The sequence below is a fragment of the Nocardioides sp. CCNWLW216 genome, from assembly GCF_037120545.1.
GTDB classification, from domain to species: Bacteria; Actinomycetota; Actinomycetes; order Propionibacteriales; family Nocardioidaceae; genus Nocardioides; species Nocardioides lianchengensis.
This window is the reverse complement of sequence record NZ_JBBBBJ010000005.1, coordinates 354,145-380,779: the sequence shown is the minus strand read 5'-3', so window position 1 is coordinate 380,779 and position 26,635 is coordinate 354,145. Positions and strand designations below refer to the sequence as shown.

At 73.2% G+C, this 26,635-nt stretch carries 22 protein-coding genes; 11 read left to right on the top strand and 11 right to left on the bottom strand.

The window, feature by feature from the left end; genetic code table 11:
- Window positions 1–61: 61 nt before the first annotated feature.
- Genes V7S47_RS14445 through V7S47_RS14425 form a run of 5 tightly spaced genes read left to right on the top strand, consistent with a single transcriptional unit; the run spans window position 62 to window position 8,816 of the window.
- Complete coding sequence (locus V7S47_RS14445) at window positions 62–3,355, top strand: transglutaminase family protein (protein ID WP_336562196.1); 3,294 nt, start codon at window positions 62–64, stop codon at window positions 3,353–3,355.
- Complete coding sequence (locus tag V7S47_RS14440) at window positions 3,352–5,808, top strand: circularly permuted type 2 ATP-grasp protein (protein ID WP_336562195.1); 2,457 nt, start codon at window positions 3,352–3,354, stop codon at window positions 5,806–5,808. The genes V7S47_RS14445 and V7S47_RS14440 overlap by 4 nt, the downstream gene beginning before the upstream one ends.
- Window positions 5,805–6,713, top strand: coding sequence for a transglutaminase family protein (locus V7S47_RS14435; protein WP_336562194.1), 909 nt, complete (start codon window positions 5,805–5,807; stop codon window positions 6,711–6,713). The genes V7S47_RS14440 and V7S47_RS14435 overlap by 4 nt, the downstream gene beginning before the upstream one ends.
- Window positions 6,710–7,714 carry a zinc-binding metallopeptidase family protein gene (locus V7S47_RS14430; protein ID WP_336562193.1) on the top strand — a complete coding sequence of 335 codons (1,005 nt, stop codon included), beginning with the start codon at window positions 6,710–6,712 and terminating at the stop codon, window positions 7,712–7,714. The genes V7S47_RS14435 and V7S47_RS14430 overlap by 4 nt, the downstream gene beginning before the upstream one ends.
- A 52-nt stretch (window positions 7,715–7,766) precedes the next feature.
- Window positions 7,767–8,816 (top strand): hypothetical protein, encoded by a 1,050-nt coding sequence (locus V7S47_RS14425; RefSeq protein WP_336562192.1) that lies wholly within the window; start codon window positions 7,767–7,769, stop codon window positions 8,814–8,816.
- Window positions 8,817–8,860: 44 nt separating this feature from the next.
- Here the strand turns inward: V7S47_RS14425 and V7S47_RS14420 are convergent, their stop codons facing one another.
- Both V7S47_RS14420 and V7S47_RS14415 read right to left on the bottom strand, forming a co-directional pair.
- The gene (locus V7S47_RS14420; protein ID WP_336562191.1) at window positions 8,861–9,745 is read right to left on the bottom strand and encodes a hypothetical protein; all 885 of its coding nucleotides are present in this window, start codon (window positions 9,743–9,745) and stop codon (window positions 8,861–8,863) included.
- Between the two features lie 51 nt (window positions 9,746–9,796).
- On the bottom strand, window positions 9,797–10,672 hold the full coding sequence (locus tag V7S47_RS14415) for a M15 family metallopeptidase (RefSeq protein ID WP_336562189.1): 876 nt from the start codon (window positions 10,670–10,672) through the stop codon (window positions 9,797–9,799).
- 63 nt (window positions 10,673–10,735) lie between these two features.
- Here V7S47_RS14415 and V7S47_RS14410 point away from each other — a divergent pair, with 63 nt between their 5' ends.
- Window positions 10,736–11,716 carry a glutathione S-transferase family protein gene (locus tag V7S47_RS14410; RefSeq protein WP_336562188.1) on the top strand — a complete coding sequence of 327 codons (981 nt, stop codon included), beginning with the start codon at window positions 10,736–10,738 and terminating at the stop codon, window positions 11,714–11,716.
- 9 nt (window positions 11,717–11,725) lie between these two features.
- Window positions 11,726–12,664, top strand: coding sequence for a cation diffusion facilitator family transporter (locus V7S47_RS14405; protein ID WP_336562187.1), 939 nt, complete (start codon window positions 11,726–11,728; stop codon window positions 12,662–12,664).
- 21 nt (window positions 12,665–12,685) lie between these two features.
- Here V7S47_RS14405 and V7S47_RS14400 read toward each other — a convergent pair whose 3' ends face one another.
- From V7S47_RS14400 to V7S47_RS14390, 3 genes are all read right to left on the bottom strand, one after another.
- Window positions 12,686–13,534 (bottom strand): shikimate dehydrogenase, encoded by an 849-nt coding sequence (locus V7S47_RS14400; protein ID WP_336562186.1) that lies wholly within the window; start codon window positions 13,532–13,534, stop codon window positions 12,686–12,688.
- Window positions 13,531–14,898 (bottom strand): MFS transporter, encoded by a 1,368-nt coding sequence (locus tag V7S47_RS14395; RefSeq protein ID WP_336562185.1) that lies wholly within the window; start codon window positions 14,896–14,898, stop codon window positions 13,531–13,533. The genes V7S47_RS14400 and V7S47_RS14395 overlap by 4 nt, the downstream gene beginning before the upstream one ends.
- A 72-nt stretch (window positions 14,899–14,970) precedes the next feature.
- Window positions 14,971–15,414: an SRPBCC family protein gene (locus V7S47_RS14390; protein ID WP_336562184.1), complete on the bottom strand. Its 444-nt coding sequence runs from the start codon at window positions 15,412–15,414 to the stop codon at window positions 14,971–14,973.
- A gap of 250 nt (window positions 15,415–15,664) precedes the next feature.
- On the opposite strand from V7S47_RS14390, the gene pdhA reads away from it, so the two are divergent.
- The 4 genes from pdhA (at window position 15,665) to V7S47_RS14370 (ending at window position 20,792) form a co-directional block, all read left to right on the top strand.
- Window positions 15,665–16,867: a pyruvate dehydrogenase (acetyl-transferring) E1 component subunit alpha gene (gene pdhA / locus V7S47_RS14385; protein WP_442945351.1), complete on the top strand. Its 1,203-nt coding sequence runs from the start codon at window positions 15,665–15,667 to the stop codon at window positions 16,865–16,867.
- A 67-nt stretch (window positions 16,868–16,934) separates the two neighbouring features.
- Window positions 16,935–17,915: an alpha-ketoacid dehydrogenase subunit beta gene (locus V7S47_RS14380; RefSeq protein WP_336562183.1), complete on the top strand. Its 981-nt coding sequence runs from the start codon at window positions 16,935–16,937 to the stop codon at window positions 17,913–17,915.
- Window positions 17,916–17,928: 13 nt separating this feature from the next.
- The gene (locus V7S47_RS14375; RefSeq protein ID WP_336562182.1) at window positions 17,929–19,296 is read left to right on the top strand and encodes a dihydrolipoamide acetyltransferase family protein; all 1,368 of its coding nucleotides are present in this window, start codon (window positions 17,929–17,931) and stop codon (window positions 19,294–19,296) included.
- A 65-nt stretch (window positions 19,297–19,361) separates the two neighbouring features.
- Window positions 19,362–20,792, top strand: coding sequence for a serine/threonine-protein kinase (locus tag V7S47_RS14370; protein ID WP_336562181.1), 1,431 nt, complete (start codon window positions 19,362–19,364; stop codon window positions 20,790–20,792).
- Window positions 20,793–20,808: 16 nt separating this feature from the next.
- Here V7S47_RS14370 and V7S47_RS14365 read toward each other — a convergent pair whose 3' ends face one another.
- From V7S47_RS14365 to V7S47_RS14340, 6 genes are all read right to left on the bottom strand, one after another.
- The gene (locus V7S47_RS14365; protein WP_336562180.1) at window positions 20,809–21,585 is read right to left on the bottom strand and encodes an SDR family oxidoreductase; all 777 of its coding nucleotides are present in this window, start codon (window positions 21,583–21,585) and stop codon (window positions 20,809–20,811) included.
- Between the two features lie 153 nt (window positions 21,586–21,738).
- Window positions 21,739–22,716, bottom strand: a complete 978-nt coding sequence (locus V7S47_RS14360; protein ID WP_336562179.1) for an epimerase — start codon at window positions 22,714–22,716, stop codon at window positions 21,739–21,741.
- Between the two features lie 80 nt (window positions 22,717–22,796).
- Entirely contained in the window at window positions 22,797–24,278 is a 1,482-nt protein-coding gene (locus V7S47_RS14355) for a M1 family metallopeptidase (protein WP_336562178.1), read from the bottom strand.
- On the bottom strand, window positions 24,275–24,841 hold the full coding sequence (locus V7S47_RS14350) for an RNA polymerase sigma factor (protein WP_090850938.1): 567 nt from the start codon (window positions 24,839–24,841) through the stop codon (window positions 24,275–24,277). The genes V7S47_RS14355 and V7S47_RS14350 overlap by 4 nt, the downstream gene beginning before the upstream one ends.
- A 23-nt stretch (window positions 24,842–24,864) precedes the next feature.
- Window positions 24,865–25,647, bottom strand: coding sequence for an ABC transporter permease (locus tag V7S47_RS14345; RefSeq protein ID WP_336562177.1), 783 nt, complete (start codon window positions 25,645–25,647; stop codon window positions 24,865–24,867).
- Window positions 25,647–26,555: an ABC transporter ATP-binding protein gene (locus V7S47_RS14340; protein ID WP_336562176.1), complete on the bottom strand. Its 909-nt coding sequence runs from the start codon at window positions 26,553–26,555 to the stop codon at window positions 25,647–25,649. Before V7S47_RS14340 ends, V7S47_RS14345 begins: the two co-directional genes overlap by 1 nt.
- Window positions 26,556–26,635 lie beyond the last annotated feature (80 nt).

The following is a 26,635-nucleotide window of genomic DNA, read 5'->3' as shown; positions in this document are numbered from 1 at the left end:
CCCGGCCGCGGGCCGGCCCGCCGTTACCCCCTGGCAACGTCCGTCGGGGAGGCTGGGGACCATGTCGATCAAGGTCGCCCTGGAGCACCGGACCACCTACGACTTCGCCGAGCCCGTGAACGTCGCCCCGCACGTGGTCCGGCTGCGGCCGGCACCGCACGCGCGGACGCCGATCGAGGCGTACTCGCTCGAGGTCGAGCCGAAGGGGCACTTCCTGAACTGGCAGCAGGACCCGTTCGGGAACTGGCTGGCCCGGCTGGTGTTCCCGGAGAAGACCACGCGGCTGCAGATCACGGTCGGGCTGGTGGCCGACCTGATGGTGATCAACCCGTTCGACTTCTTCGTCGAGGAGTACGCCGAGCGCTTCCCGTTCGCCTACGAGCCCGGGCTGGCCGCCGACCTGGCGCCGTACCTGCGGCCGGTCGAGGACAGCGTGCAGGCCGCGGCCTGGAAGGATCGGCAGGCCGAGCCGGACGGGGTCCCGATCGTCGACTTCCTGGCCGGCCTGAACGCCGCGGTCAATCGCGACGTCGCCTACAGCGTCCGCATGGAGGCGGGCGTCCAGACCCCCGACGAGACCCTGGGCAAGGCGATCGGCTCGTGCCGCGACAGCGCGTGGCTGCTGGTCAGCCTGCTGCGCCAGTACGGACTCGCGGCCCGGTTCGTCTCCGGCTACCTGGTCCAGCTGGCCGCCGACCAGGAGGCGCTCGACGGCCCCAGCGGGCCGGTCCAGGACTTCACCGACCTGCACGCGTGGGCCGAGGTGTTCGTCCCGGGCGCGGGCTGGGTCGGGATGGACCCGACGTCGAGCCTGTTCGCCGGCGAGGGCCACATCCCGCTCAGCGCCACCCCCCACCCGAGCAGCGCCGCGCCGATCGAGGGCGCGACCGACCCGGTCGAGGTGACCTTCTCGTTCCACAACGAGGTCAGCCGGGTGCACGAGGACCCCCGGGTCACCAAGCCCTACACCGACGCCGAGTGGGGCCGCATCGACGCGCTCGGCGAGGCCGTCGACGCCCGCCTGGTGCGGGGCGACGTCCGGCTCACCATGGGCGGCGAGCCGACCTTCGTCTCCCTCGACGACGCCACCAGCCCGCAGTGGAACAGCGACGCCGACGGCGCCGAGAAGCGCGCGCTCGCGAACGACCTCGCCGACCGGCTGCGGACGACGTACGCCGCCGGCGGGGTGGTCCACCGCGGCCAGGGCAAGTGGTACCCGGGCGAGCCGCTGCCGCGCTGGAACATCGCGCTCCAGTGGCGCACCGACGGCGTACCGCTCTGGCAGGACCCGGCGCTCTTCGCCGACCCCTGGGGGGAGAAGGTCGACGCCGACGCGACCGAGCACGCCGAGGCGCTCGCGAGGCGGGTCACGAAGGTGCTCGGGCTGCCGGACGACCAGCTGCGGCCGGCGTACGAGGACCCGCTCCTCGCCCTCGCCGACGACGTCCGGCGCCCCTACGGCGAGCGACCCGGCCGCGAGGGTCTCGATACGCTCGCTGGCGCTCGCTACTCGACCGACGAAGCAGCGGTCGCGGAGCTCGACGCCACCGTGACCACCCCCACCGGCTGGGTCCTGCCGATCACCACCGGCGAGGTGTGGACCAGCCCGGCCTGGCGGTTCCGCCGCGGTCGGCTGGTGCTGACCGGCGGCACCAGCGCGGTCGGCCTGCGGCTGCCGCTCGACGCGATCTCGTGGGAGGACCCCGAGCACCCGGGCGACTGGCCGGCCCCCGAGCGGAGCACGCCGCTGGAGCCGAAGGTCCCGGTCGTGACGATGACCAGCCCCGAGGGGGTCGCCACCACGGCGATCGCCTTCGAGGCCCGCGAGGGTCACGTGCACGTCTTCCTGCCGCCGACCGAGCGGCTGGAGGACTACGCCGACCTGCTCCGCCTGGTCGAGGTGGCCACCCGCCGGGTCGGCTGCCCGGTGGTGCTGGAGGGCTACGGCCCGCCGGCCGACCCGCGGCTGACCCAGCTCGTGGTCACGCCCGACCCCGGCGTCATCGAGGTCAACGTGCAGCCGACGGCGAGCTGGGCGGAGCAGAGGGCGCTCACCGAGACCCTCTACGAGGAGGCCCGCCAGGCCCGGCTGACCACCGAGAAGTTCGACCTCGACGGGCTGCACACCGGCACCGGCGGCGGCAACCACCTGACCCTCGGCGGCACCCAGCCGACCGACAGCCCGCTGCTGCGCCGGCCCGACCTGCTGGTCAGCCTGATCGCCTACTGGCAGCGCCACCCCGCGCTGTCGTACCTGTTCTCCGGGCGCTTCATCGGCCCCACCAGCCAGGCCCCGCGCTTCGACGAGGGCCGGCCGGAGGCGACGTACGAGATGGAGATCGCCTTCGCCGAGATCGCCCGGCTGGTCGCCGAGCAGGACGAGCACGGGCTGGAGCCGCGGCCGTGGCTGGTCGACCGTGCCCTGCGCCACCTGCTGACCGACCTCACCGGCAACACGCACCGGGCCGAGTTCTGCATCGACAAGATGTTCAGCCCGGACTCCTCGCGCGGCCGGCTCGGCCTGCTCGAGCTGCGCGGCTTCGAGATGCCCCCGCACCCGCAGATGGCGCTGCTCCAGGCGCTGCTCGTGCGCAGCCTGGTCGCGATGTTCTGGGAGCGCCCGCTCATCGCGCCGCTCACCCGCTGGGGCACCGCCCTGCACGAGGACTTCCTGCTCCCGCAGGGCGCGACCGCCGACATCGCGGCCGTGGTCGCCGACCTGCGCGCCCACGGGATCGCCTTCGAGGAGTCCTGGCTCGCGCCGTTCATCGAGTTCCGCTTCCCGCGGATCGGCGCCACCCGGGTCAGCACCGGATCCGGGGGAGGCGTCGAGCTCGAGCTGCGCCAGGCCATCGAGCCCTGGCACGTCCTCGGTGAGGAGGCCACCGCCGGCGGCACCGCCCGGTACGTCGACTCCAGCGTCGAGCGACTCCAGGTCTCCATCCGCGGGATCGACCTGCACCGGCACCTGGTGACGTGTCAGGGTGTCCCGGTGCCTCTCACGCCCACGGGTGTCCCGGGCGAGTTCTACGCCGGGGTCCGCTACCGCGCCTGGCAGCCGTGGTCCGCGCTGCACCCGTCGATCGAGGTGCACGCCCCGCTCCACGTCGACGTCGTCGACACGGCCGCGGAGGTCAGCCTCGGCGGCGCGACGTACCACGTCGTCCACCCGGGGGGCCGCAGCTACGACCACCCGCCGGTGAACGCCAACGAGGCCGAGGCCCGGCGGGCCAGCCGGTTCGAGGCGCGCGGCCACACCGCCGGCCGGCTCGACGTCGCCGGGATCCGCGAGCGCGGCCGCCGCGCGACCAGCGCCGAGTACCCGCACACGCTCGACCTCCGTCGGGTTCGATGACCGTCCTGCGCGACTATGCCGAGACCGTGGGCCAGCCCGCACTCGGCGACGAGCCCACCCGGTACGACGAGGTCGTCGGCCCGGACGGCTCGCTGCGGCCGGCCTGGAAGGGGCTGGCCGAGGTCGCGGTCGGGCTGACCCGGCGCGAGCTGGACCGTGTGCACGGCGAGATCACCCGCTTCCTGGCCGACGACGGCGTCACCTACGCGCGCCCGGGCGAGGGTGTCGGTCCGTGGCGGCTGGACCCGGTGCCGCTGGTGATCGACGCCGCGACCTGGACCCGGCTCGAGGTCGGCCTGGCCCAGCGGGCCGAGCTGCTCAACGCCGTCCTCGCCGACCTGTACGGCGAGCAGCGGCTGCTCGCCGAGGGCATCGTCCCGCCGGCCGTGGTGCTCGGCCACGGCGGCTTCACCCGGGTCGTGGCCCGGGCCTCGGCCAACGACCCCCGCCCGCTGGTGCTGGCCGCCACCGACCTGGGCCGGGACGCCGAGGGTGCCTGGCGGGTGCTGGCCGACCGGGCGCAGGCGCCCTCCGGCATCGGCTACGCGATGGAGAACCGCCGCGTCGTCTCCCGGGTGATGCCCGAGCTCTACCGCGAGGCCGGCCTGCACCGGATCGAGCCCTACTTCTGGGCGCTGCGCTCCGCCCTCATCCAGTCCGCGCAGGGCGAGCTGGCCGACCCGCGGGTCGTGGTGCTCTCGCCGGGCACCCACTCCGAGACGGCGTACGACCAGTCGTTCATCGCCTCACAGCTCGGCTTCCCGCTGGTCCAGGGCAGCGACCTCGTCGTCCGCGACGGCTGGGTCTGGGCCAAGCGACCGGGTGGGCTCGACCGCGTCGACGTCATCCTGCGCCGCGTCGACGCCGCCTGGAGCGACCCGCTGGAGCTGCGCGGGGAGTCCCAGCTCGGCGTCGCCGGCCTGGTCGAGGCGGTACGACGCGGCCGCGTCCGGGTCGTCAACGGCCTCGGCGCCGGCGTGCTGGAGAACCCCGGCCTGCTGCCCTACCTGCCCGCCGCCTCCACGGCGCTGCTGGGCGAGCCGCTCCGCCTGTCCGCCGTCCCCACCTGGTGGTGCGGGGAGCCGCAGGCGCTGGACCACGTGCTCGACCGGCTCGACTCGCTGGTGCTGCGGGCGATCGACGGCCCGGCCGACGCGCTGGCCGACCTGAGCGCCGCCGAGAAGCGCGAGCGGCTGCTCGACGAGCCGCACCGCTACGTCGGCCAGGAGTCGCTGCCGCTGTCGCAGTCCCCGACCTGGTCGGCGGGCGGCACCTCCCCGCGGCCGCTCACCCTCCGCACCTTCACGCTGCGCTACGGCTCGGCGTACCGCCCGATGGTCGGGGGGCTGGCCACGACGGCCGGCGACCACCCGGTCAGCAAGGACGTGTGGGTGCTGAAGGCGGCGCCCGGCGACGCCGACCAGGGGCTCTCCGAGGTCATGTCGATGACCAACGTGAGGTCGTCGGCGGTGCTGGTGCCGCGCATCCTCGAGGACATGTTCTGGTTCGGCCGGTACGCCGAGCGGGCCGAGGACCTGCTGCGCCTGGTGCTGGCCGCGCACGCCCTGGCCGAGGACTTCCGCACCCGGCCGCGCTCGACCGGCGGCGCCAGCCTGGGCGTGATGATGGCGGCCGTGCAGCGGCTGGCCGGGCGCTGGCACGACGACCTCGACGAGGAGTTCCGCTCGCTGGTGCTCGACGCCGGCCGGTCCGGGTCGGTCGCCCACGCGGTCGCGGGCCTGCGCGACTCGCTGCAGGGCGTCCGCGACCAGCTCTCCGGGGACATCTGGCGCGCGTTCGGCACCACCGACCGGGCCACCGCCGCGCTGGTCGAGTCGCCGCACAGCCACCAGCTCGCCGAGAGCGCCGGCCGGATGCTGACCGGCATCCTGTCGCTGCAGGGCGTCACCGCCAGCATGATCCGCGACGCCGGCTGGCACATGATCGGCGCGGGCCGGGCCCTCGAGCGCGGCGTCCAGCTCTGCCATCTGCTCCGCGGTACGACGACCGTGCGCCGCGGCATCGACGTCGACCGCGAGGTGCTCAACGCCGTCCTGCTGTCTGCCGAGAGCGCGGTCACCCACCGCCGGCGCTACCGCGGCTACGTGCGCCCGGCCGGCGTGCTCGACCTGCTGCTGGTGGACCGCGACAACCCGCGCTCGCTGGCCTTCTCGCTGGCCGAGCTCCGCGTCCACCTGGCCGCGCTGCCGGCGTCCACCGGCTCGACCCGGCCCGAGCGGCTGCTCGACGACCTGGTCGCCGAGCTGGAGGCCCAGGAGATCGCGGCCCTGGTCGCCATCGGCGGGGTCGGCCGGCCCAACCTGGAGACCTTCCTCGACGGCTACCTCGTCCAGCTCGACCGGCTCGGCGCCGCCGTCGCCGAGCTGCACCTGGCCTCCGGCCCCGCGCCGCGCCCGATCACCGCGATGACGCTCGTCGAGGAGCCGGCGTGAGCGCCCGCTACGTCGTCACCCACCGCACGACCTACTCCTACGACGAGGACGTCACCGACTCGCTCGGCATCGCCCACCTGGTCCCGCGGTCGCTGCCGTGGCAGGAGGTCGGGTCCGCGACGGTCACCGTCGACCCGGCCCCGGGCGACCTGGCCCACGACACCGACCACTACGGCAACACCGCGACGTACTTCCAGGTGACCCGCGGTCACCGCCGGCTGGAGATCACCGCCTCGAGCGAGGTCGCGGTCGCGGCGCCGTCGTACGACGAGGCCGCGCTGGGCGCGCCCTGGGAGCAGGCCCGCCCGCTCGTCGTACCGCGGGTGCCCGGCGCCTGGCGGGCCACCGACTTCGCGCTCGGGTCCGACCAGGTCGAGCGGACCGTCGAGGCGCACGCCTACGCCGCGCAGTCGCTGCGGCCGGGGCGGGCGGTCGGCGAGGCCGCGCGGGACCTGATGCACCGCATCCACGCCGACTTCGAGTACGACCAGAAGGCCACCACCGTCACCAGCACGGTCCCGGAGATCCTGGCCAAGCGGGCCGGCGTCTGCCAGGACTTCGCCCACCTGACCATCGCCTGCCTGCGCAGCCACGGCCTCGCCGCGCGCTACGTCAGCGGCTACCTCTCCACCGACCCGCCGCCCGGCAGGCAGCGGGTCGTCGGCGCCGACGCGTCGCACGCCTGGGTGGCCGTCTGGGCGCCCGCGCCCGACGGGGCCTCGGACGGCGAGTGGCTCGCGCTCGACCCGACCAACGACCAGCCGGCGAACGACCGCTACGTCACCGTCGCCTGGGGCCGCGACTACGGCGACGTCACCCCGGTCAAGGGTGTGATCTTCACCGAGGCCAAGCGCTCGACGCTGCGGGTGTCGGTCGACGTCGCGCCGGTTACCCCCTCCTCGTGAAGTCCTTCCGCTGCCGGGTGTGCGACAACGCCCTCTTCTTCGAGAACTCCGTCTGCGTCTCCTGCGGGACCGCGCTGGGCTTCTCCCGTGCCGAGCGCGCGATCGTCCCCGTCGACGAGAACGGCCGGTACGTCGACGCGAGCGGCCTGGTCTGGCACGTCTGCGCCAACCTCAACCTGTCCGGCTGCACCTGGCTGGCCGCGATCGAGGGCGGCCAGTGCTTCGCCTGCGACCTGACCCGCACCCGGCCGAACGACGAGGACCTGGAGGGGCTCGCGAACTACCCCGTGGCCGAGCAGGCCAAGCGGCACCTGATCGTCGACCTCGACACCCTGGGCTTCCCGGTCGTCGGGAAGGACAGCGACCCGGTCGAGGGCCTGGCCTTCGACCTGCTCTCCTCGGTGGACGAGAACGTCGTCATCGGCCACGAGGACGGCGTGATCACCATCGACCTCGCCGAGAGCGACGACGCCTACCGCGAGAAGGTCCGCGCCCAGCTCGCCGAGCCCTACCGCACCATGCTCGGTCACTTCCGCCACGAGGTCGGCCACTACTACGAGTGGCAGCTGGTCCGCGGCGACGAGCGGATGGCCCGCTGCCGCGAGCTGTTCGGCGACGAGTCGAAGGACTACCAGGCCGAGATCGACCGCCACTACAGCGAGGGTCCGCCCTCCGACTGGGCCGAGCGCTACCTCTCGACGTACGCCACCATGCACCCGTTCGAGGACTTCGCCGAGACCTGGGCGCACTTCCTGCACATCAGCGACACCATCGAGACCGCCGGCGAGTACGGCCTCACCTCGGTCGCCCCGGTCAGTGCCTTCTCGAACTTCCGTGACGTGGTCACCGGCATCTGGGTCCCGCTGTCGACCGCGCTCAACATGATCAACCGCAGCATGGGCAAGGACGACCTCTACCCGTTCGTCATCCCCGCGCCGGTCCTGGACAAGCTGGACTTCGTCGCCTCGCTGCGCGGGGCGCCGGACTCGTCGGCGGCCTAGACCTCACCGCGATTTCGCCACGGCCGGCCCGGCCGGTCCCTAGGGTCGGCCGGTGACCACCACCGTGCGCCGTACCTCCGTCGCCGTCCTGTCCCTCGCCCTGGGTGCTGCCGCCCTCGTCGGCATCGCCCCCACGGCCCACGCCGCGCCCCCCGAGGGAGGAGCCTTCGCCGGGACCACCTTCGACCACGACGGCGACCCGACCTGCGCCCTGGTCGACACCGGCAACGGCGACGAGGTGGCGCTCCCGTCCAACGGGGTTCCCGTCAAGCGGTCGTACTCGACGACCGGAACGGTCACCGACAGCAACGACCCCGAGGACGTCACCCGGCTCACGGCGTCGGTCACCGGCACCGCGCGGGCCACCACGGTCGGTGGCACCCTCGGCACGTTCGCGGTGACCTCGAACGCGCGGGCCACGGCCAGCGCCACGCAGGGCGCGAGCTCGTCCTGCATCGGCGAGGCGGAGGCGACGGCGGGCGCGGTCGTGCAGTTCCAGCTGACGACGCCTGGCTGGCTCACGATCACCACCGCGACCTCTCGCGGCGGAACGGCGCAGATCGCCGTCACGAGCGCGGACGACGGCGAGACGGCGCACGCGGAGATCAACCAGGACGTCCAGGGCACGAGCACCCGTCGGGTGTACCTGCCGGTCGGCATGTTCGCCATCTACGTCAACCACGGCGTGACCGCCTACACCGGCAGCGACGCCCGGCCCTCGGCGGCCGCCTCGCTGACGACCACGGCGTCCTTCGTCCCGGCGGGCTCGGCCACCGCGCCGGCCGCCGGCGCCGCAGCGCCGTACGTCGCCCTCGGCGCGCGCGGCTGCGCGGCGCGCACCGTCGCCGCGACGTTCCCCAGCGCCAAGCTGCGCTCGAAGATCGCCACCACGACGTTCTACGTCAACGGGGTCCGCAGGGCCGTGGTCAAGGGCGGGCCGACGAAGCCGGTCGTCCTCGGCGCGGTGCCGACCGGTGCGGTCACGGTCAAGGCGGTCGTCCAGCTGAAGTCGACCAAGAAGAAGACCAAGAAGGGCAAGAAGCCGAAGACGGTCAAGGGCAAGGTGCTCACCGTCAGCCGGTCCTACGTCGGCTGCGCGTAGCCCGTCGTACACGAACGGACACAAGTCGGCCGGGGCACCGCGGCTCAGGCGGCGCGGCACCCGGGGCAGAGGACTTGTGTCCGTTCGTGTACGAGTGCCTCGAGCACGGCCCGCACGTCGTCGGGCCGGAACATCACGTCCTCCCACGCGAAGCGCAGCACCAGCCAGCCGGCGACCACGAAGGCGTTGTAGCGGCGCGCGTCCTGCGTGAGGTCGTCGCGTCCGCCGTGCCACTCGAAGGAGTCGGCCTCCAGGATGATGCGCAGCCGGTCGTCGACGAGGTCGGGTCGTCCGAGGAACCCCGGCTCGCGGATGCTGACCTGGGGGACGACCCGCAGGCCCTCGACCTGGAGGGCGATGTCGCGCAGCACCGACTCGAACGGATTGGCCGCACGGGAGTCGGCGTGCTCGCTGACCCAGCGCACCTGCGGTGACCGCGGCCCGCGGGCGTCCCGGCCCAGGGCGAGCAGGCGGGCCCGTGGGAAGCCGTCCCGGAGCGCCGAGTCCGCGACCGCGAGCGCACTGTCGCGCGGCTCCCACCGGAGGCAGTCGAGCAGCGTCCGCTCCTGGCTCGTGACCGAGCCCGCGACGTCGTCCGGGCCGAGGTCGACGACGTGGAGCGAGAGAGCGGCGGCGGCCCCGGGTCGGATCCGACGGTCACGAGGAACCGTGACGTGCGGCAGCTCCGGCACGGTCTTCACCGCCCAGCCCCAGTGCAGGGCCGCGCTGAGGTGCGACACGGTGCCCGACCCCCGGTGCGCCGCCGCGACCGCGTCCCCGATGGTGGGCAGGGCGTAGCGATCGCGCCGGAGCCGCACGATCGTGCCGTCGGCCAGCGCCCGGTCGACCTCGCGCCGGGACGTCGCCGCGACCAGGGGCCGGCGGGTGGTGACCCCGCCCAGCTCGATCAGCACCTCGACCACGGACACCCGAGCACCGTGCCGCAGGTCGCTCCGCTCCGCGACCGCTCCTCCACAGGCTCAGCGATCGTTCGCGGAGAAGTGCTGGTAGTCCTTCAGCGAGCGCCATGCTCCGCCCCAGCCCCAGCCGATCGCATCGAAGGCCCGCACCACCGGCCCATCGGCGGTGATCATCCCGGGCCGCACCCGGCCGCGGTCGAGGTACGACGACGCCAGCTCCGGCAGCACCACGTCCCCCTTCTCGTAGGGGTTCTGGAAGGAGTTGACGTCGATCGCGGTCCCGTAGGCGTGCTGGGAGTACGACGTCCCGCCGGTGACCGGGCGGCAGACGAAGGCCTCGGTGTTGTTGCCGTCGCCGGTCGGCTCGGCCTCCAGGTCGGCGGGCGTGCTGATCCGCATCTCCTCGAGCGGGAAGTCGGCCCGCCACAGCTCCCGGAAGACCCCGACCACGTCGTCGGCGACCGCGGAGGCGACCAGCAGCTCGCCGGTGTGCCGGGCGCCGTCGAAGCCGCGGAAGGTCAGCCGCACCCAGGCCAGCCCGGACCGGTCGACGGGACAGCCCGGGGCCCAGGTGGAGCGAGCGATCACCTCGTCGGGTGCCGGGTCGGCGACCCGCGCCCGGAAGCCGGAGCCCGGGAGCATCGGCAGTCGGTCGGGCAGCGTGAACCGGCGCCGCCGCAGCTCGCGCGGGGTCGGCCGCACCTCGCCGTACCCGCTCGCGGTGACGGGCAGGGCCCGGGTGCCGAGCCAGGCGGGCGGAGTGGTCCCGGGGGGCGGGGCGGTCGTCGGCGGGGCCGTGTCCGAGTTACCCGGTTCACCGGGTAACTCGGACGTTCCCGGGGTTCCTGTCCGGGTCGGCTCCGGCGGCGCGGCCGACTCCTCGGGGCTGCTGCACGCGACGAGCAGCAGCACGAGCAGCGGGAGGAGGCGGCGCACGGACCCGAACCTACGGCCCTCGGGGTGAACCCCGGTGATTGATCATTCACCTACAGTGGGTGCATGAGCACCGAGCCCGACCAGACCCCGACGTACGTCGCGAAGGGCCAGGAGTTCGACCGGGACATGACCTACGTCCCGGACCGGATCACCCGCGACGCACGCACCCCCGAGCACGGCCCCGTGGAGGGGAGGCTGTGGCCGGTCGAGCCCGGCCGCTACCGGCTGGTCGCCGCGGCCGCGTGCCCGTGGGCCAACCGCACGCTCATCGTCCGCAAACTGCTGGGGCTGGAGGACGTGCTGAGCGTCGGGATGCCCGGGCCGACCCACGATCAGCGCAGCTGGACCTTCGACCTCGACCCGGACGGCGTCGACCCGGTCCTCGGCATCCACTTCCTGCGCGACGCCTACGAGAAGCGCTTCCCGGGCTACCCGCGCGGCATCACCGTGCCGGCGATCGTCGAGGTCGAGACCGGCGAGCTCGTCACCAACGACTTCCCGTGGATCACCCACGACCTGTTCTTCGAGTGGACCGAGCACCACCGGCCGGGTGCCCCCGACCTGTGGCCGGCCGAGCTCCGCGCGGAGATGGAGACCGTGATGAAGCGGGTCTTCACCGAGGTCAACAACGGTGTCTACCGCTGCGGCTTCGCCGGCTCCCAGGAGGCGTACGACGCCGCCTACGAGCGGCTCTGGACCGCTCTGGACTGGCTGGAGGAGCGGCTCGCGACCCGCCGCTACCTGATGGGCGACGCGATCACCGAGGCCGACGTCCGGCTGTTCACGACCCTGGCCCGCTTCGACGCGGTCTACCACGGCCACTTCAAGTGCAACCGCCAGAAGCTGGTCGAGCTGCCGCACCTGTGGGGCTACGCGCGCGACCTGTTCCAGACGCCGGGCTTCGGCGAGACGATCGACTTCGAGCAGATCAAGCAGCACTACTACGTCGTGCACACCGACGTGAACCCGTCCGGCATCGTCCCGCTCGGCCCCGACCCGTCCGGCTGGGAGACGCCCCACGGCCGCGAGGCGCTCTCGGCCTAGCCTGAGGACATGGGTCACGACCACGCTCACGGGAAGGGGCACTCGCACGCCACCGGGCGCGCCGAGGACCGGGCGCGGCTGAAGCTGGTCCTCGCGATCACCGGCAGCGTGCTGGTGATCGAGCTGATCGGCGCCTGGCTGGCCGGCTCCCTCGCCCTGCTCGCCGACGCCGGCCACATGGCCACCGACACGGCGGCGATCGTGCTCGCGCTGGGAGCGTCGTACGTCGCGGCGCGCCCGGCGGGTCCGCGCACCACGTTCGGCCTGCATCGCGCCGAGGTGCTCGCCGCGCTGCTGAACGCCCTGGTCCTGCTCGGCGTCTGCGTCTACCTCGCGTACGCCGGGACGATGCGCCTGGTCGACCCCGGGACGGCGGAGGTCGAGGCTGGCCTGCTGATCGTCTTCGCGGCCGCCGGCCTGGCCGCCAACGCGGTGTCGCTGCTGGTGCTCAGTCGCTCGGAGAGCGACTCGCTCAATCTGCGCGGCGCGCTGAACGAGGTCATGGCCGACACCCTCGGCTCGGTCCTGGCGCTGGGCGCCGGGGTGGTGATCTGGCGGTGGGACTTCCAGCAGGCCGACGCGATCGCCTCGCTGCTGATCGCGGTGCTGATCCTGCCGCGCTCGGTGTCGCTGCTGAAGGACGCGGCCGTCGTCCTCCTGGAGATCGCGCCGGGCGACCTCGACCTCGACGACGTCCGCCACCACCTGATGCACGTGCCGGGCGTGGTCGACGTGCACGACCTGCACGCCTGGACCATCACCAGCGGCATCCCCAGCCTGTCCGCCCACGTCACCGTCACCGAGACCTGCCTGGCCGAGCGCGGCGTCGGTGCGACCCTCGACGCGCTGAGCACCTGCGTCACCGACCACTTCGACGTGCGGCACACGACCTTCCAGGTCGAGCCGGCGAGCCACCGCGAGCACGAGGACCTCGGCGAGGTGCACTGAGTCGGGGTCACTGAGTCGGGCTCAGGCCGTCAGCTCCGCGAAGTGCCGTGCCACCCGGTCCGGGTCGGCGGGGCGGCCGGTGAAGTGCTCGAACGCGTCGACCGCCTGCCCGACCGCCATCCCGCCGCCGGGCACCACCCGGCAGCCACGGGAGCGGGCCAGGGCGACCAGCTCGGTCTCGAGCGGGAAGTAGACGACGTCGGAGACCCACAGGTCGGGGCGGACCAGCTCGGCCGGGACGGGCAGCCCCGGGTGCCCGGTCATCCCGACCGGGGTCGCGTTGACCAGGCCGGTGGCGTCGGCGAGGGCGCGCTCGAGGTCGGGGGCGACCGAGACGCGGTCGTCGCCGTACCGCTTCGCGAGCCGTACGACGCACGCGTGCGCCCGCCCCTCGTCGGTGTCCAGGACGGCGACGTGCTCCGCGCCCAGGTCGAGCAGGCCGTAGCCGACCGCCGCTCCGGCCCCGCCCGCGCCGACCAGGACGACCCGGTCGTGGACCGCGTCGGGGAGCGTCGAGCGCAGTGCCCGGGCGTAGCCGGACCAGTCGGTGTTGCGGCCCAGGCGACGCCCGTCGCGCAGTAGCACGGTGTTGACCGCGCCGAGGTCGGCGGCGTCCTCCGACAGCTCGTCGAGCAGCGGCAGCACCGCCTGCTTGAACGGGTGGGTGACGTTGAGGCCGTCGTAGCCCAGCCGCTCGGCCCAGGTCAGCAGGGCCGGCAGTTCGTCGACGCCGAGCCCGAGCCGTTCCGCGTCGATGATCCGGTAGGCCACCGACAGCCCGTGCTCGCGACCCTCCCGCTCCTGCATCGCCGGGGTCAGCGAGGCCGTGATGCCCTGCCCCACCAGCCCCAGGGAGTACGACGCGCTCACGCCACGCCGACCCGGAGCCGGCTGTCGGTGGTGCCCGGGCGCCGGCCGAGGTCGGCCGTCGGGACCCGGTGGGTGCCGCCCGGGCCGCTGAGCACCGCGATCGCGGAGACCACGCAGGCGCCGGCGGTGAAGAGCGCGACCAGCCACCAGTTGTCCGCGTCGCCGCCCATCAGCGCGCCGGCGATGGTGGGGGTGAAGCCGGCCAGCGCGAAGCCGAACTGGGTGCCGATCGCCATGCCGGAGAGCCGGACGCTGGTGGGGAAGTACTCGGCGTACGTCGCCGGCCAGACCGCGTTGGGCATGGAGTAGACGACGCCGGCCAGGGCGATCCCCGACACGAACATCAGCACCACCTGGCCGTGGGCGATCGCGCCCAGGAACACCACGACCAGCACCGCGCTGCCGAGCAGCCCGGTGACGAAGACCGGCTTGCGGCCGACCCGGTCGGAGAGCCGGGCCCAGAGCGGGATGCAGGCGATGGCCACCAGGTTGGCGACGATGGCCAGCCACAGCATGGTGTCGTCGCTGATCCCGATCTCGTAGTCGTCGGACGTCGCGAAGTTGAGCGCGAAGACCGCGAACATCGTGTTGACCGTGGCGACGAAGGCCGCGAAGAACACGCGCAGCACCCCGCGCCAGTGGTCCTGGAACAGGCGGGCAAGGGGCGCGCGCGGCGTCTCGTCGGCGGCCGCCTCGGCCTGGAAGGTCGGCGTCTCGTCGAGCCGGCGCCGGATGATCAGCCCGGCCACCACGACCACCGCGCTGAGCCAGAACGGGATCCGCCAACCCCAGGACTGCAGCTGGTCGTCGGAGAGCACCGCGGCCAGCGGCAGGAAGACCGCCGGGGCCAGGATCTGCCCGCCCTGGGTGCCGCTGAGCGTGAAGCTGGTGAAGAAACCGCGCCGGTCGTCGGGGGCGTGCTCGAACGACATCGAGTTCGCGCCCGCCTGCTCGCCGGCGGCCGAGAGGCCCTGCAGGATCCGCAGCACGACGAGCAGGATCGGCGCCAGCATCCCGACCGAGCCGTACGTCGGCAGGCAGCCGACCAGGAACGTCGAGACGCCCATCAGCAGGATGGTCCCGATCATGACCTTCTTGCGGCCCAGCTTGTCCCCGATGTGGCCCATGAAGAACGACCCCACGGGACGGGCGACGTACGCGACGCCGAAGGTGGCGAAGGAGGCCACCGCCGCCGCGGTGTCGTTGCCCTCGGGGAAGAAGATGTCGGGGAAGACCAGCGCGGCCGCGGTGCCGTAGATCGCGAAGTCGTAGTACTCCAGCGCGCTGCCGAACCAGGCGGCGGTCGCCGCCCGGCCGGGCGTCCGGCTCGTCTCGGGGCTCGTGGTGCTCGTCGCGGTGCTCATGCGGACGAGTGTTGAAGTGGCCGTCGTCACATGGCAAGCGGTTGCCACGTGTTGCCAGAACCGGTCGGTGTCTTAGTGGGCGTCCTCCGCGGCGGCCCGCGCCAGCCGGACCAGCGTCTCGTCGACGGCCTTCTGGGTGCGGCCGCCGAAGAGCGCGCGCATCGCCGGCCGCAGCGGTCGGGGGTAGTGGGTGAGGTCCCAGGACTCCGTCACCCGGGTGCCGCCGTCGACCGGCGCCAGCTCGTAGCGCCAACGATGCAGGCCCAGGTGCCGCCAGGCGATCAGCCGGTCCTCCTCGAACTCCACGACCCGGTTCTTGATCTTGTACGGCGCGCCCTGCTTCATGCTCATCCCGAACTCGGCGTCCAGGCTCAGCCGCTCCGGCCCGGAGACGATCCCCTGCACGGTGCCCGACCCGTCGATCCGGGCGTGCTGGCGCGGGTCGGCGAGGATCGCGAACACGACGCTCGGCGGAGCCGGGATGACGGCGGTGGCGGTGATGACGTCGGAGGACATGCCCCGACACTAAGGGCCGGGTCCGAACCTGTTCGAGGCTACGAACCGTTAACCGGGACCCGTGGCTAGGCTGCGGACGGCGTACGACGGAGGCCCCGGCCGACTTGGTACGCCGATCGGCGCGGCGCTAGGTTGGCGGCACCTGTTTGTGGTCCCGATCACACGGCGCACCACCCCCGCGCCGGTCGGTCGGATCCCGTGAGCGGCCGGACGGCGACCCCGTCAGGCCGGTGACCTCGAAGGAGCGCGCGTGTCCCAGTCCGACCAGTTCCCAGGGCCTGACCCCACCTCCGGGGAGGGTGCCGGCTTCGGCCCCGACCTCGCGGAGGTCTTCGGCCCCTCCCAGTCCGACGGCGGCCCCGAGCTGGTCCAGCTCCTGACGCCCGAGGGCGAGCGGGTGCACCACCCGGAGTTCGACCTCGACTTCTCCGAGGAGCAGCTGCGCGGCTTCTACCGCGACATGGTGCTGACCCGGCGCATCGACGTCGAGGCGACCGCCCTCCAGCGGCACGGCGAGCTCGGCATCTGGGCCCAGCTGCTCGGCCAGGAGGCCGCCCAGATCGGCGCCGGCCGGGCGCTGCGCCGGCAGGACCATGTCTTCCCGACGTACCGCGAACACGGCGTGGCCTGGTGCCGGGGCATCGACCCGCTCCGGCTGCTCGGGCTCTTCCGCGGCGTCGACCACGGCGACTGGGACCCCGCCGAGTACGGCTTCGGCCTCTACACGATCGTCATCGGCGCGCAGACGCTGCACGCGACCGGCTACGCGATGGGCATGCAGCGCGACGGGGTCGTCGGCACCGGCGACGCCGACCGCGACGCGGCCGTGATCGCCCACTTCGGCGACGGCGCCTCGTCCCAGGGCGACGTCAACGAGGCCTTCATCTTCGCGGCGTCGTACAACGCGCCGGTGGTGTTCTTCTGCCAGAACAACCAGTGGGCGATCTCCGAGCCGATCGAGCGCCAGTCGCGGATCCCGCTCTACCAGCGCGCGCTCGGCTTCGGCTTCCCGGGCGTGCGCGTCGACGGCAACGACGTGCTCGCGACGTACGCCGTCACCCAGGCCGCGCTCCAGCGCGCCCGCGACGGCCAGGGCCCGACCTTCGTGGAGGCCTACACCTACCGGATGGGCGCCCACACGACGACCGACGACCCGACCCGCTACCGGCTCTCGGCCGACGTCGAGAGCTGGAAGCTGAAGGACCCGATCGCCCGGCTCGAGGCCTACCTCAAGCGCAACGGGCTGGCCGACGCGGCGTACTTCGAGGAGCTCGACGACGAGGCGGCCCGGCTCGGCGCGACCCTGCGCGAGGGCTGCAAGGCGCTGCCCGAGCCGCGGATCCTCGACACCTTCGAGCACGTGTACGCCGAGCAGACCGCGGAGCTGGCCGAGCAGCGGGCGGGCTACGCCGCCTACCTGGAGTCGTTCGAGACCGAGGGGAGCCACGCATGAATCACCCCACTCGATTCTCTGCCTCCCCCGCTGCGCTCCTCCGTCAGACAATCGATCGGGGACCCCGATGAGCACCAGGATCACCCTGGCCAAGGGCCTCAACATGGGCCTGCGCAAGGCGATGGAGGACGACCCCAAGGTCCTCGTCATGGGTGAGGACGTCGGCAAGCTCGGCGGCGTCTTCCGGATCACCGACGGTCTGCAGAAGGACTTCGGTGAGGACCGGGTCATCGACTCGCCGCTGGCCGAGTCCGGCATCGTCGGCACCGCCGTCGGCCTGGCCCTGCGCGGCTACCGGCCGGTGGTCGAGATCCAGTTCGACGGGTTCGTCTACCCGGCCTACGACCAGATCGTCTGCCAGGTCGCCAAGATGCACTTCCGCAGCAAGGGCCGCTCGAAGATGCCGATGGTCATCCGGATCCCCTTCGGTGGCGGCATCGGCGCGGTCGAGCACCACAGCGAGTCCCCGGAGGCGCAGTTCGCGCACACGCCGGGACTGAAGGTCGTCGCCTGCTCCAACCCGATCGACGGCTACTGGATGCTCCAGCAGGCCATCGCCTCCGACGACCCCGTGGTGTTCCTCGAGCCGAAGCGGCAGTACCACGCCGACAAGGCCGACCTCGACGAGTCGGCGACCCCCGAGCCGCTGTTCACCTCGCGCGTCGTCCGCCCCGGCACCGACCTCACGCTGCTGGCCTACGGGCCGACGGTGAAGACCGCGATGCGGGCCGCCGAGGCCGCGGCCTCCGAGGGCCGCTCGGTCGAGGTGATCGACCTGCGCACCCTCTCGCCGCTCGACATGGACCCCGTGCTCGACTCCGTACGACGTACCGGCCGCGCGGTCGTCTGCCACGAGGCCCACGTCAACCTCGGGATGGGCGCCGAGCTCTCGGCGCGGATCACCGAGCAGTGCTTCTACTCGCTCGAGGCGCCGGTGCTGCGGGTCGGCGGCTTCGACACGCCGTACCCCGCCTCGCGGATCGAGGAGGACTTCCTGCCCGACCTCGACCGGGTGCTGGACGCCGTCGACCGCTCCCTCGATTTCTAGGCTTGGAGTTCTGATGGCCGAGTACAAGCTGCCCGACGTCGGCGAGGGCCTCACCGAGGCCGAGATCGTGGCGTGGAAGGTCAAGGTCGGCGACGTCATCGCCGTCAACGACGTGGTGGTCGAGATCGAGACGGCGAAGTCCCTCGTCGAGCTGCCCTCGCCGTACGCCGGCACGGTGACGGCGCTGCTCGTCGCCGAGGGCGAGACCGTCCAGGTCGGCACCCCGATCATCGCGGTCGGGTCCCCGGACCTCGAGATCGACCTATCCAACCCGGCCGCCAGCGGCGGTGGGGAGGGCGAGAGCCTGGTCGGGCGCAACAAGGCCGAGGGCGGGGTGACCCGGCGCGCCCGCAAGGTGGCCTCTGGCGCCGCGGCCGCGGCCGCGCAGACCCAGGCCTCCTTCGAGCCCGGCCCCGCGCCCGTGGTCGAGGTCGAGGACCCCGGCCCGGCCGTGCCCGCGACGTCCGCCGCGACCGCGCCGGCGGCCGTGCGCACCCTCGCCAAGCCGCCGGTGCGCAAGCTGGCCAAGGACCTCGGCGTCGACCTTGCGTCGTGCGCGGCGTCCGGCCCGCACGGCACCGTCACCCGCGCCGACGTCGAGGCCGCCGCATCCGCCACCCCGGTGGTTGAGGAGGTCGCGCAGCGACCGTCTCGAAACCCCCGGGGTGACGAGCGCGAGACCCGCGAGCCGATCAAGGGCGTTCGCAAGATGATGGGCCAGGCGATGGTGCAGTCCGCCTTCACCGTCCCGCACGTCACCGAATGGGTCACCGTCGACGTCACGCCGACCATGGAGCTGGTCGAGCGGCTGCGGGCGCACCGCGAGCTGCGCGACGTGAGGGTCTCCCCGCTGCTGGTCCTGGCCAAGGCGGTGCTGCTGGCGGCGCGCCGTACGCCCGAGATCAACTCGGTGTGGGACGAGGCGGCCGGCGAGGTCGTCTTCAAGCACTACGTCAACCTCGGCATCGCGGCCGCGACCCCGCGCGGCCTGGTCGTGCCCAACGTCAAGGACGCGCAGGACCTGTCCCTGGCCGACCTGGCCCGCGCGCTCACCGACCTCACGGTCACGGCCCGCGAGGGCCGCACGCAGCCGGCCGAGATGAGCGGCGGCACGTTCACGATCACCAACGTCGGCCCCTTCGGCGTCGACGGCGGCACCCCGATCATCAACCCGGGGGAATCGGCCATCCTCTGCTTCGGGGCGATCAAGAAGCAGCCGTGGGTGGTCTCCTCCGGCGGCACCGACGAGATCGTGGTCCGCCAGGTCTGCACGCTGGCGCTCTCGTTCGACCACCGCCACATCGACGGCGAGAAGGGCTCGCGGTTCCTGGCCGACGTCGCGGCGATCATGGCCGACCCGGCGAGCGCGCTGCTCTTCTGAGAGGTCTGCCGAACCTCACCCCGGCCGGGGGCGTGAACCGCCCCCGGCCGGGGTAGACAGCACGCGTGAGCACGCCCGGCATCCCCGCACCCGGCGACAGCCTGGGCCCCTACCAGGTCGGTCGCCGCCTCGGTGGCGGCGGCATGGGCGTCGTCTTCGAGGCCCTCGACACCCAGCTGCAGCGCCAGGTCGCGCTGAAGGTGATCTCGCCGCACCTCGCCGACGACCCGGCGTTCCGTGAGCGGTTCGTGCGCGAGGCTCGGGGCCAGGCTTCCCTCGACTCCCCGCACGTCGTCTCGGTGCACGCGTTCGGCGAGCAGGACGGCCGGCTCTACATCGCCAGCCAGCTGGTCCCCGACGGCGACCTCCGCGCCCTCCTCGAGCAGTACGGCGCCCCGCCGCTCGACGTCGCGCTCGACCTGATCGGCCAGGTCGCCTCCGGGCTCGCCGACGCCCACGAGGCGGGCCTGGCCCACCGCGACATCAAGCCGGCCAACGTGCTGCTGCGCCGCCGCGGCTCCGACTGGCACGCCTACCTGGCCGACTTCGGGATCGCCCGCCAGGTCGGCGTGGAGCAGCAGCTCACCAACACCGCGGTCGGCACCCCGTCGTACATGGCGCCCGAGCTGCACACCGGCTCGGCGCCGGGGCTGGCCTCCGACGTCTACTCGCTCGGCTGCGTGCTCTGGGCGACGCTCACCGGCACCGCGCCGTACGCCGGGACCACCGACTTCCAGGTCGTCTCCGCCCACCTCGAGGACCCGATCCCGCAGCTGCCGCCGGGCGGCCCGCGCGAGGCCGAGGTCAACCGGGTGCTGCGCACCGCGCTGGCCAAGAACCCGGCCGACCGCTACCCGACCGCCGCCGCGATGCGCGACGACCTGCGCCGGGTCCGGGCGATGCCCGCCGGCCCGCCGCCGCGGGGCTCGCGTCCGGGCGGCCCGCCCACCGGTCCGCTGACGCCGCGCCCGGTCGGACCGCCCGCCGGTCCGGCCCGGTCCGGGCGACGGGTCGGCCTGATCGCCGCAGCGGTCGTGGTGCTGCTCGCGGCGGCCGGCGCCGGTACGGCGTACGCGCTGACCCGCGACGGCGACGAGCCGAAGCAGGCGTCCGCGGAGTCGAGCGCCTCGGAGGACCCCACGCCGTCGGAGGAGCCCACGCCCAGCCCGACGCCCACCCCGACCCCGACCCCGACACCGAGCCCCACCCCGACGCCGACCACGGAGGCACCGGTCACCGACGGCGGCGGGCGGTCGGGTCCGGAGAAGCGCGCGATCAAGGAGTTCACCGACCAGCTGCTCGCCACCGGTGCGGCCAACGAGGAGGACTCGCGCTGCATCTCCGCGGCCCTGGTCGACGACATCGGCTTCGACGAGATGGTCGAGATGGGGCTGTTCACGGCCGAGGGCAAGCTGCTCCCCGCCGGCATCGTCAGCAACCCCGACATGGTCCAGCAGATCACCGACGCGGCGGTCGGCTGCCTGATGCCGTCCTAGGTCCCGTCCTCGGGCCTCAGGGGCGCGGTGACCGCGGGTGCGTGATGGCGTCGGTGCCGCCGTCGACCATCAGCACCACGCCGACCACGAGCGACGCCGCGTCCGAGAGCAGGAAGCCGATGGCCGCGGCGACCTCCTCGGGACGGCCGGGCCGGCCGAGGGCGGTCGGGTAGGTGTCGGCGAACGGGCCGAAGACCGGGTCGGCCCGCAGCTGCTCGGTCATCGGGGTGGCGATGAGGCCGGGCGCCACGGCGTTCAGGCGGATGCCGGCGCCGGCCCACTCGGCGGTGACGCCGTGCGTGCGGGCCCACCACGCGAGCGCGCCCTTGGTCGCCGGGTAGACCATCACCGCGTCGATCCCCGCCACCCGCTCGCGCGCGGTCGCCTCGTCGGCGCCCAGCAGCATCTCGGCCAGGCCGGTGTCCCAGCCCGGCTGGCAGGTCATCGAGTTGGAGGCCAGCAGGACGACCCCCGCGCCCCCGGCCGCGGCCAGCTGCGGACGCAGCCCCTCGACGAGCGCGACCGCGCCGTAGTAGTTCACCGACACGACCAGCTGCGGGTCGACGCCCGTGAACCCCCCGATCCCCGCCGCCGGCACCAGCCCGTGCACCACGTCGGTCAGCGCCTGGACCCCGGCCACCGCCTCGGCCCGGCCGGCCGCAGTGGACAGGTCGGCGACCACGTCGGCGTCGCGCTGGTCGACGGTGATCACCCGCCCGCCCTGCTCGCGCAGGAGGGCGGCGGTGGCCGCCCCGATCCCCGAGGCGGCCCCGGTCACGACGTACGTCTTCACGAGCCGAAACTGTAACGTGTTCTAGCGACGCTGACCCGTCACTCAATGACCAGTTTTCACGGCGAGTCGGTCGGTGATCGACGGTTCGATGAGCGACGTACGACGTCCGCTGATCGAACCGTCAGTCCCGCCGCGACACACCGCGGAAAACGGTCATTCAGTGACGGGTCGGCGCAGGAGCTGGGCCTCCTCCTCGGCGGTCAGGCCGGTGACGGGGGCGTCGGGGGTGGCGCGCAGCCAGACCAGGGTGTCGCGGGCGGTGTCGGCGAGCGGGCGGATCCGCAGGCCAGCGTCGAGCGAGGGGGTGACGTCGTGGGCGAGCATGCCGTCGTACGCCGGGCGGGGCAGCCAGAGCGGGACGGACCGCGGACCGGACCAGGGCTCGACGCCCTGCGCCTCGAGCGCGTCCTGGGACACCCACGTCCAGATCGGGTCGGCGTCGCAGCCGGCCGCGACCTCGGCCAGCAGTTGGGAGAGGGGGCGGGCGGGGCCGACGCCGTCGTAGGTGCCGGTACGACGGGTCTCGCAGCTGTCGACGACCCAGTCGGCGAGGTCGCGCACGTCGACCACCTGGACGACGTCGCCGGGGTCGCCGGGCGCGAGGACCTCCGCGGGTCCGGATCCGAGCCGGGCCGGCCAGTAGCTGAACCGTCCGGTCGGGTCGCCGGGTCCGACGATCAGCCCGGGCCGGACCACCATCGAGGACGCGGCGCCGGCGGCGACGATCTCCTCGCAGGCCACCTTCATCGGTCCGTAGGCCTCCGGGTCGACGGCCAGGTCGACGTCGTCGGGCTGCGGCGCGCGGAGCGGGAGCGTGCCGGGCCGGCCACCGGGGGTGGACTCGTCCTCGTAGACGTTGATCGTCGATACGAAGACCCAGTGCGCGCCGGGCAGCCGCTCGACGGCGGCCCGGACCCACGACGGCTGCCGGGCCACCTCGACCACGGCGTCGAAGCCGGTCAGCTCGTCCGGCAGCGGTCCGGTGCGGTCGGTCTCCACGAGTCGCGCGCCGTCGGGGACGGAGCCCGACGTACCGCGGCAGGCGCAGACGACGTCGTGGCCCCGTCGTACCGCCTCCGCGGCGACCGCGCGCGAGAGGAACACCGAGCCGCCCAGCACCAGGATCCGCATGCGAACGACCCTCCCCCGGGCCGAGACCCGCGACAACCCTCTTCTGCTGTGGACGGAATAGCCGAGTCGGCGCGGGCGGGTCAGTCGCGGGGTGGGGTGGTCTCGCCGAGGAGCCAGGCGTCGAACAGGTCGGTGAGCTCCTCGCCGGTCTCCTCCTCGACCCAGGCGAGGTAGTCCTCGCGGCCGGTGCTGAGGTTGTCGCGGGCGGCCGGCCAGGCGCGGACCATCGACCAGAACCTCTCCTCGCCGATCCGCTCGCGGACCTCCTGCCACATCAGGGCCGGACCGTAGTAGATGTTCGAGGCGCCGAACTGGTCGGGGTCGAAGTCGGCGGGCGGGCCGGACTCCGCGCGGAAGTCCTCCTCGTACGGCGCCCACTCGTCCATCACGTCGGTGACCGGGACGCCGGCGTCGTCGGCCTCCCAGGCGCCCTGGAGGTACATGGCCATGCCCTCGTTCATCCACACGTCGCGCCAGTCGCGCGGCGTGACCTGGTCGCCGTACCAGTGGTGCGCCATCTCGTGGACCAGCACGGCGGGCGAGGTGGCGTACTCGGTGTCGCCGAGCGTGATCATGGTCTGGGTCTCCATGCCGCTCTCGGAGTCGACGATGACGATGCCGAGGGTGTCGAACGGGTAGGGCCCCAGCCTCTCCTCCAGCCAGGCGAGCCCGGCCGGGGTCTCCTGCAGCTTCTCGATGTACTCCGGCTCGTCGGAGGGCGTCCAGTAGGTGATGGGCACGCCCGAGGCCGACTCGTCCTCGGTCATCGTGAAGTCGCCCGTCGCGACGGTGACGAGGTACGACGCCGCCGGCTCCGCGAGGTGCCAGCGCGTCTCGGTGACGCCGTCGGCGTCGGTGCGGGAGAGCAGCTCGCCGTTGGCGACGCCGGACCAGGGCGACGGCACGGTGATGGTGAAGTCGTAGAGGGCCTTGTCGGAGGGCTGGTCGTTGACGGCGTACCAGGTGTAGGCGCCGAACGGCTCCTGCATGGTCCAGGTCTCGCCGTCGTCGGTGATCGTCCAGCCGGTGGTGCTGAAGTCGCTGCGCTGGGTGGGGGCGGGCGCGGGGGTGGGCGTGCCGGCGTACGAGAGGGTCAGCTCGTGGCGGGCGTCCTCCTCCACGGGCGCGAGGACCACCAGGTCCTTGCCGTCGTGCTCGACCTCGACCGGCTCGCCGTCGAGCAGCACGTCGCCGACCTCCAGCGGCTCGCCGAGGTCGAGCTGGAACCGCTCGGCCGTCGCGGTGGCCCGGAAGGTGAGCACCTCCTCGCCGGTGAGCACCGACGTCGCGGGATCCCAGTCGAGGGTCAGGTCGTAGTGGAGCGCGTCGACGCCGGGGTCGCCGACCTCGGGGTAGAGCGGGTCCTCGACCGGCTCGCTGAGGGCCAGGTCGAGATCGGCCTCGGGCGGGTCGTCGGTGTCGGTGCCGGTGGTCGGCTCCGAGGAGCTGGTCGGGTCCCGGTCGGCCTCGCCCTCCCAGGTCCCGTCGCTGCACCCGCCGGCCAGCAGGGCCAGCGCGGTCAGCGCGGCGGCGCCGGCGGCCAGCCGCACGCGGGCGGTCACTCCTGCCCCCGCAGCAGCGGGCGGGCCAGCTTGCGGCCGTGGTGGATCTGGGCCTTGACGGTGCCGAGCGGGGCGCCGACCAGCCGGGCGATCTCGTCGTACGGGAGGCCGTAGACGTCGCGCAGCAGGAGCGGCTCCACGAACTGGGGGTGGTCGCGCTCGATGGTCTCCATCGCCTCGAGCAGGTCGAGGCGGGTGCCGGCGATGACGCTGGTGGTGCGGGGGTCGGGCCGTTCGAGGGGCCCGTGGTCGTGCGGGTCGGTGGCGACGGCCTGGTTCTTCATCCGGCGGTACGTCGACCGCGCGCTGTTCACCGCGACCACGTGCATCCAGGTGGTGAACCGGCCCTGGCCGTTCCAGCCGCCGATCTTGGTGGCGACGTTGATCATCGCCTCCTGGCAGGCGTCCTCGGCGTCCGGCGTGTAGGGCAGCACGCCGCGACACACGTTGAGCGCCCGCGGACGGACCGCGGCGAGCAGGTCCTCCAGGGCGTCGCGGTCACCGTCTCGGGCCCGACGGGCGAGGTCGTCGATCTCGTCGGGCCCGAGAGGTGTCTCCGTCATGCGCACATCATCCCTGGTGGGGGCTACTTCACCTCGGAGCGCAGCACCGCCCAGATCCCGATCGTCAGCGGCAGCACCAGCCAGACCGCGCCGGTGACCGCCAGCTGCGCCCACTGCTGGCCGCTGACCGAGCCCTCGAAGAGCGGGCCCTGGGCGTAGTTGAAGTCGATCCAGGCCTGCTTGTCGGCGAACCACTTCTGGGTCTCGCCGAGCACCATGGTGACGGTCGGGAGCAGCAGCGAGTAGACGAAGTAGGCGACGATCGCGCCGGGGCTGTTGCGGATCAGCACGCCGAGCATGAAGCCGACGGCCATCCCGATCAGGTTGCCGAGCACGATCAGCGCGAACTCCTGCGCCGAGATGTTCCAGACCAGGTCGGTGCCGTTGATCGCCGACCCGACGACGTTGCCGAGGGCGCCGATGCCGAGGGCCAGGACCATGGAGACGACGCCGACGATGCCGGCGACGATCGCCTTGGCCCGCAGCACCCGGCCCCGGTGGGGCACCAGGGTGTACGACGTCAGTCCGGTGCGCTGGCTCCACTCGCTCGTCACCGAGAGGATCGCCACCATCGGCAGCACGACGGCCATCGGGAAGCCGATGGCGCTCGCGAACGCCTCGAAGTCGACCTCGGAGTCGGGCGCGAAGAGGATCACCGCGGCGGTGGCGAGCGTGGCCAGGATGCCGATGCTGGCGATCAGCCAGAAGCCGGACCGGGTGTCGAAGGACTTGCGGGCCTCGACGTGCACCAGGCGTGCGGTGGGGATGGGCGTGATGGTGCGGGCGGGGGCGGTGAGCGTGCTCATCAGGAGTTTCCTTCGCGCTGGGTGTCGGAGGTGAGCTCGAGGAACATCTCCTCGAGGCCCGCGCCGTCGGCGGCGCGCAGCTCGACGAGCGGGATGCCCGCCTCGTGCGCGACCTTGCCGACGACCTCGGGGTCGGCGTCGACGCGCAGCACGTCGGAGCCGCCGGTGGCGCCGCTGAGGACCGGGGTGAGCCCGGAGGCGGTGAGGGCGGTGGCGAGGTCGTCGACCACCCGGGTGCGGACCAGGGTGCCGGCGCTGGCCAGCAGCTCGGCCTTGGTGCCGTCGGCGACGATCCGGCCCTGGCCGATGACGACCAGGTCGTCGGCGATGACCTCGATCTCGTGCAGCAGGTGGCTGGAGAGCAGGACGGTCCCGCCCTGGTCGGCGTACCCGCGCAGCAGGTCGCGCATCCAGCGGATGCCGGCCGGGTCGAGGCCGTTGGCCGGCTCGTCGAGGATCAGCACCTCGGGGTCGCCGAGCAGGGCGGTGGCGATGCCGAGCCGCTGCCGCATGCCGAGCGAGTAGTTGCGGACCCGGCGACCGGCCTCGGTGGGGGTCAGGCTGACCCGGTCGAGCATCTCGTCGACCCGGCGCTTGGGCAGGCCCATGGTCAGGGCCGCGACGGTGAGGATCTCCCGGCCGGTGCGGCCCGCGTGCTGGGCGGAGGCGTCGAGCAGGACGCCGACCTCCAGGCCGGGGTTGGGCAGGTCGGCGAAGCGCCGACCGGCGACCGTCGCGGTCCCGGAGTCGGTGGGGGTGAGCCCCACCATGATCCGCATGGTGGTGGACTTCCCGGCGCCGTTGGGCCCGAGGAAGCCGGTGACGCGCCCGGAGCGCGCCGTGAAGCTGACGTCGTCGACGGCGGTGAAGGCGCCGTACTTCTTGGTGAGGTTCTCGACCTGGATCATGGACCTCAGCCTGCTGGCGGTCCGACCCCTGCCGCATCGGGGACGAACGCTGGCCCGACCCCGGCGCGAACCCTGGCTCG

Excerpts from the sequence above, each read along its gene's own strand:
- V7S47_RS14350 (WP_090850938.1), bottom strand. The coding sequence starts at position 24,841 with ATGACGGAGACACCTCTCGGGCCCGACGAGATCGACGACCTCGCCCGT.
- V7S47_RS14340 (WP_336562176.1), bottom strand. The coding sequence starts at position 26,555 with ATGATCCAGGTCGAGAACCTCACCAAGAAGTACGGCGCCTTCACCGCC.
- V7S47_RS14380 (WP_336562183.1), top strand. The coding sequence starts at position 16,935 with ATGAGCACCAGGATCACCCTGGCCAAGGGCCTCAACATGGGCCTGCGC.
- V7S47_RS14375 (WP_336562182.1), top strand. The coding sequence starts at position 17,929 with ATGGCCGAGTACAAGCTGCCCGACGTCGGCGAGGGCCTCACCGAGGCC.
- V7S47_RS14445 (WP_336562196.1), top strand. The coding sequence starts at position 62 with ATGTCGATCAAGGTCGCCCTGGAGCACCGGACCACCTACGACTTCGCC.
- V7S47_RS14360 (WP_336562179.1), bottom strand. The coding sequence starts at position 22,716 with ATGCGGATCCTGGTGCTGGGCGGCTCGGTGTTCCTCTCGCGCGCGGTC.
- V7S47_RS14405 (WP_336562187.1), top strand. The coding sequence starts at position 11,726 with ATGGGTCACGACCACGCTCACGGGAAGGGGCACTCGCACGCCACCGGG.
- V7S47_RS14410 (WP_336562188.1), top strand. The coding sequence starts at position 10,736 with ATGAGCACCGAGCCCGACCAGACCCCGACGTACGTCGCGAAGGGCCAG.
- V7S47_RS14390 (WP_336562184.1), bottom strand. The coding sequence starts at position 15,414 with ATGTCCTCCGACGTCATCACCGCCACCGCCGTCATCCCGGCTCCGCCG.
- V7S47_RS14395 (WP_336562185.1), bottom strand. The coding sequence starts at position 14,898 with ATGAGCACCGCGACGAGCACCACGAGCCCCGAGACGAGCCGGACGCCC.
- V7S47_RS14345 (WP_336562177.1), bottom strand. The coding sequence starts at position 25,647 with ATGAGCACGCTCACCGCCCCCGCCCGCACCATCACGCCCATCCCCACC.
- V7S47_RS14440 (WP_336562195.1), top strand. The coding sequence starts at position 3,352 with ATGACCGTCCTGCGCGACTATGCCGAGACCGTGGGCCAGCCCGCACTC.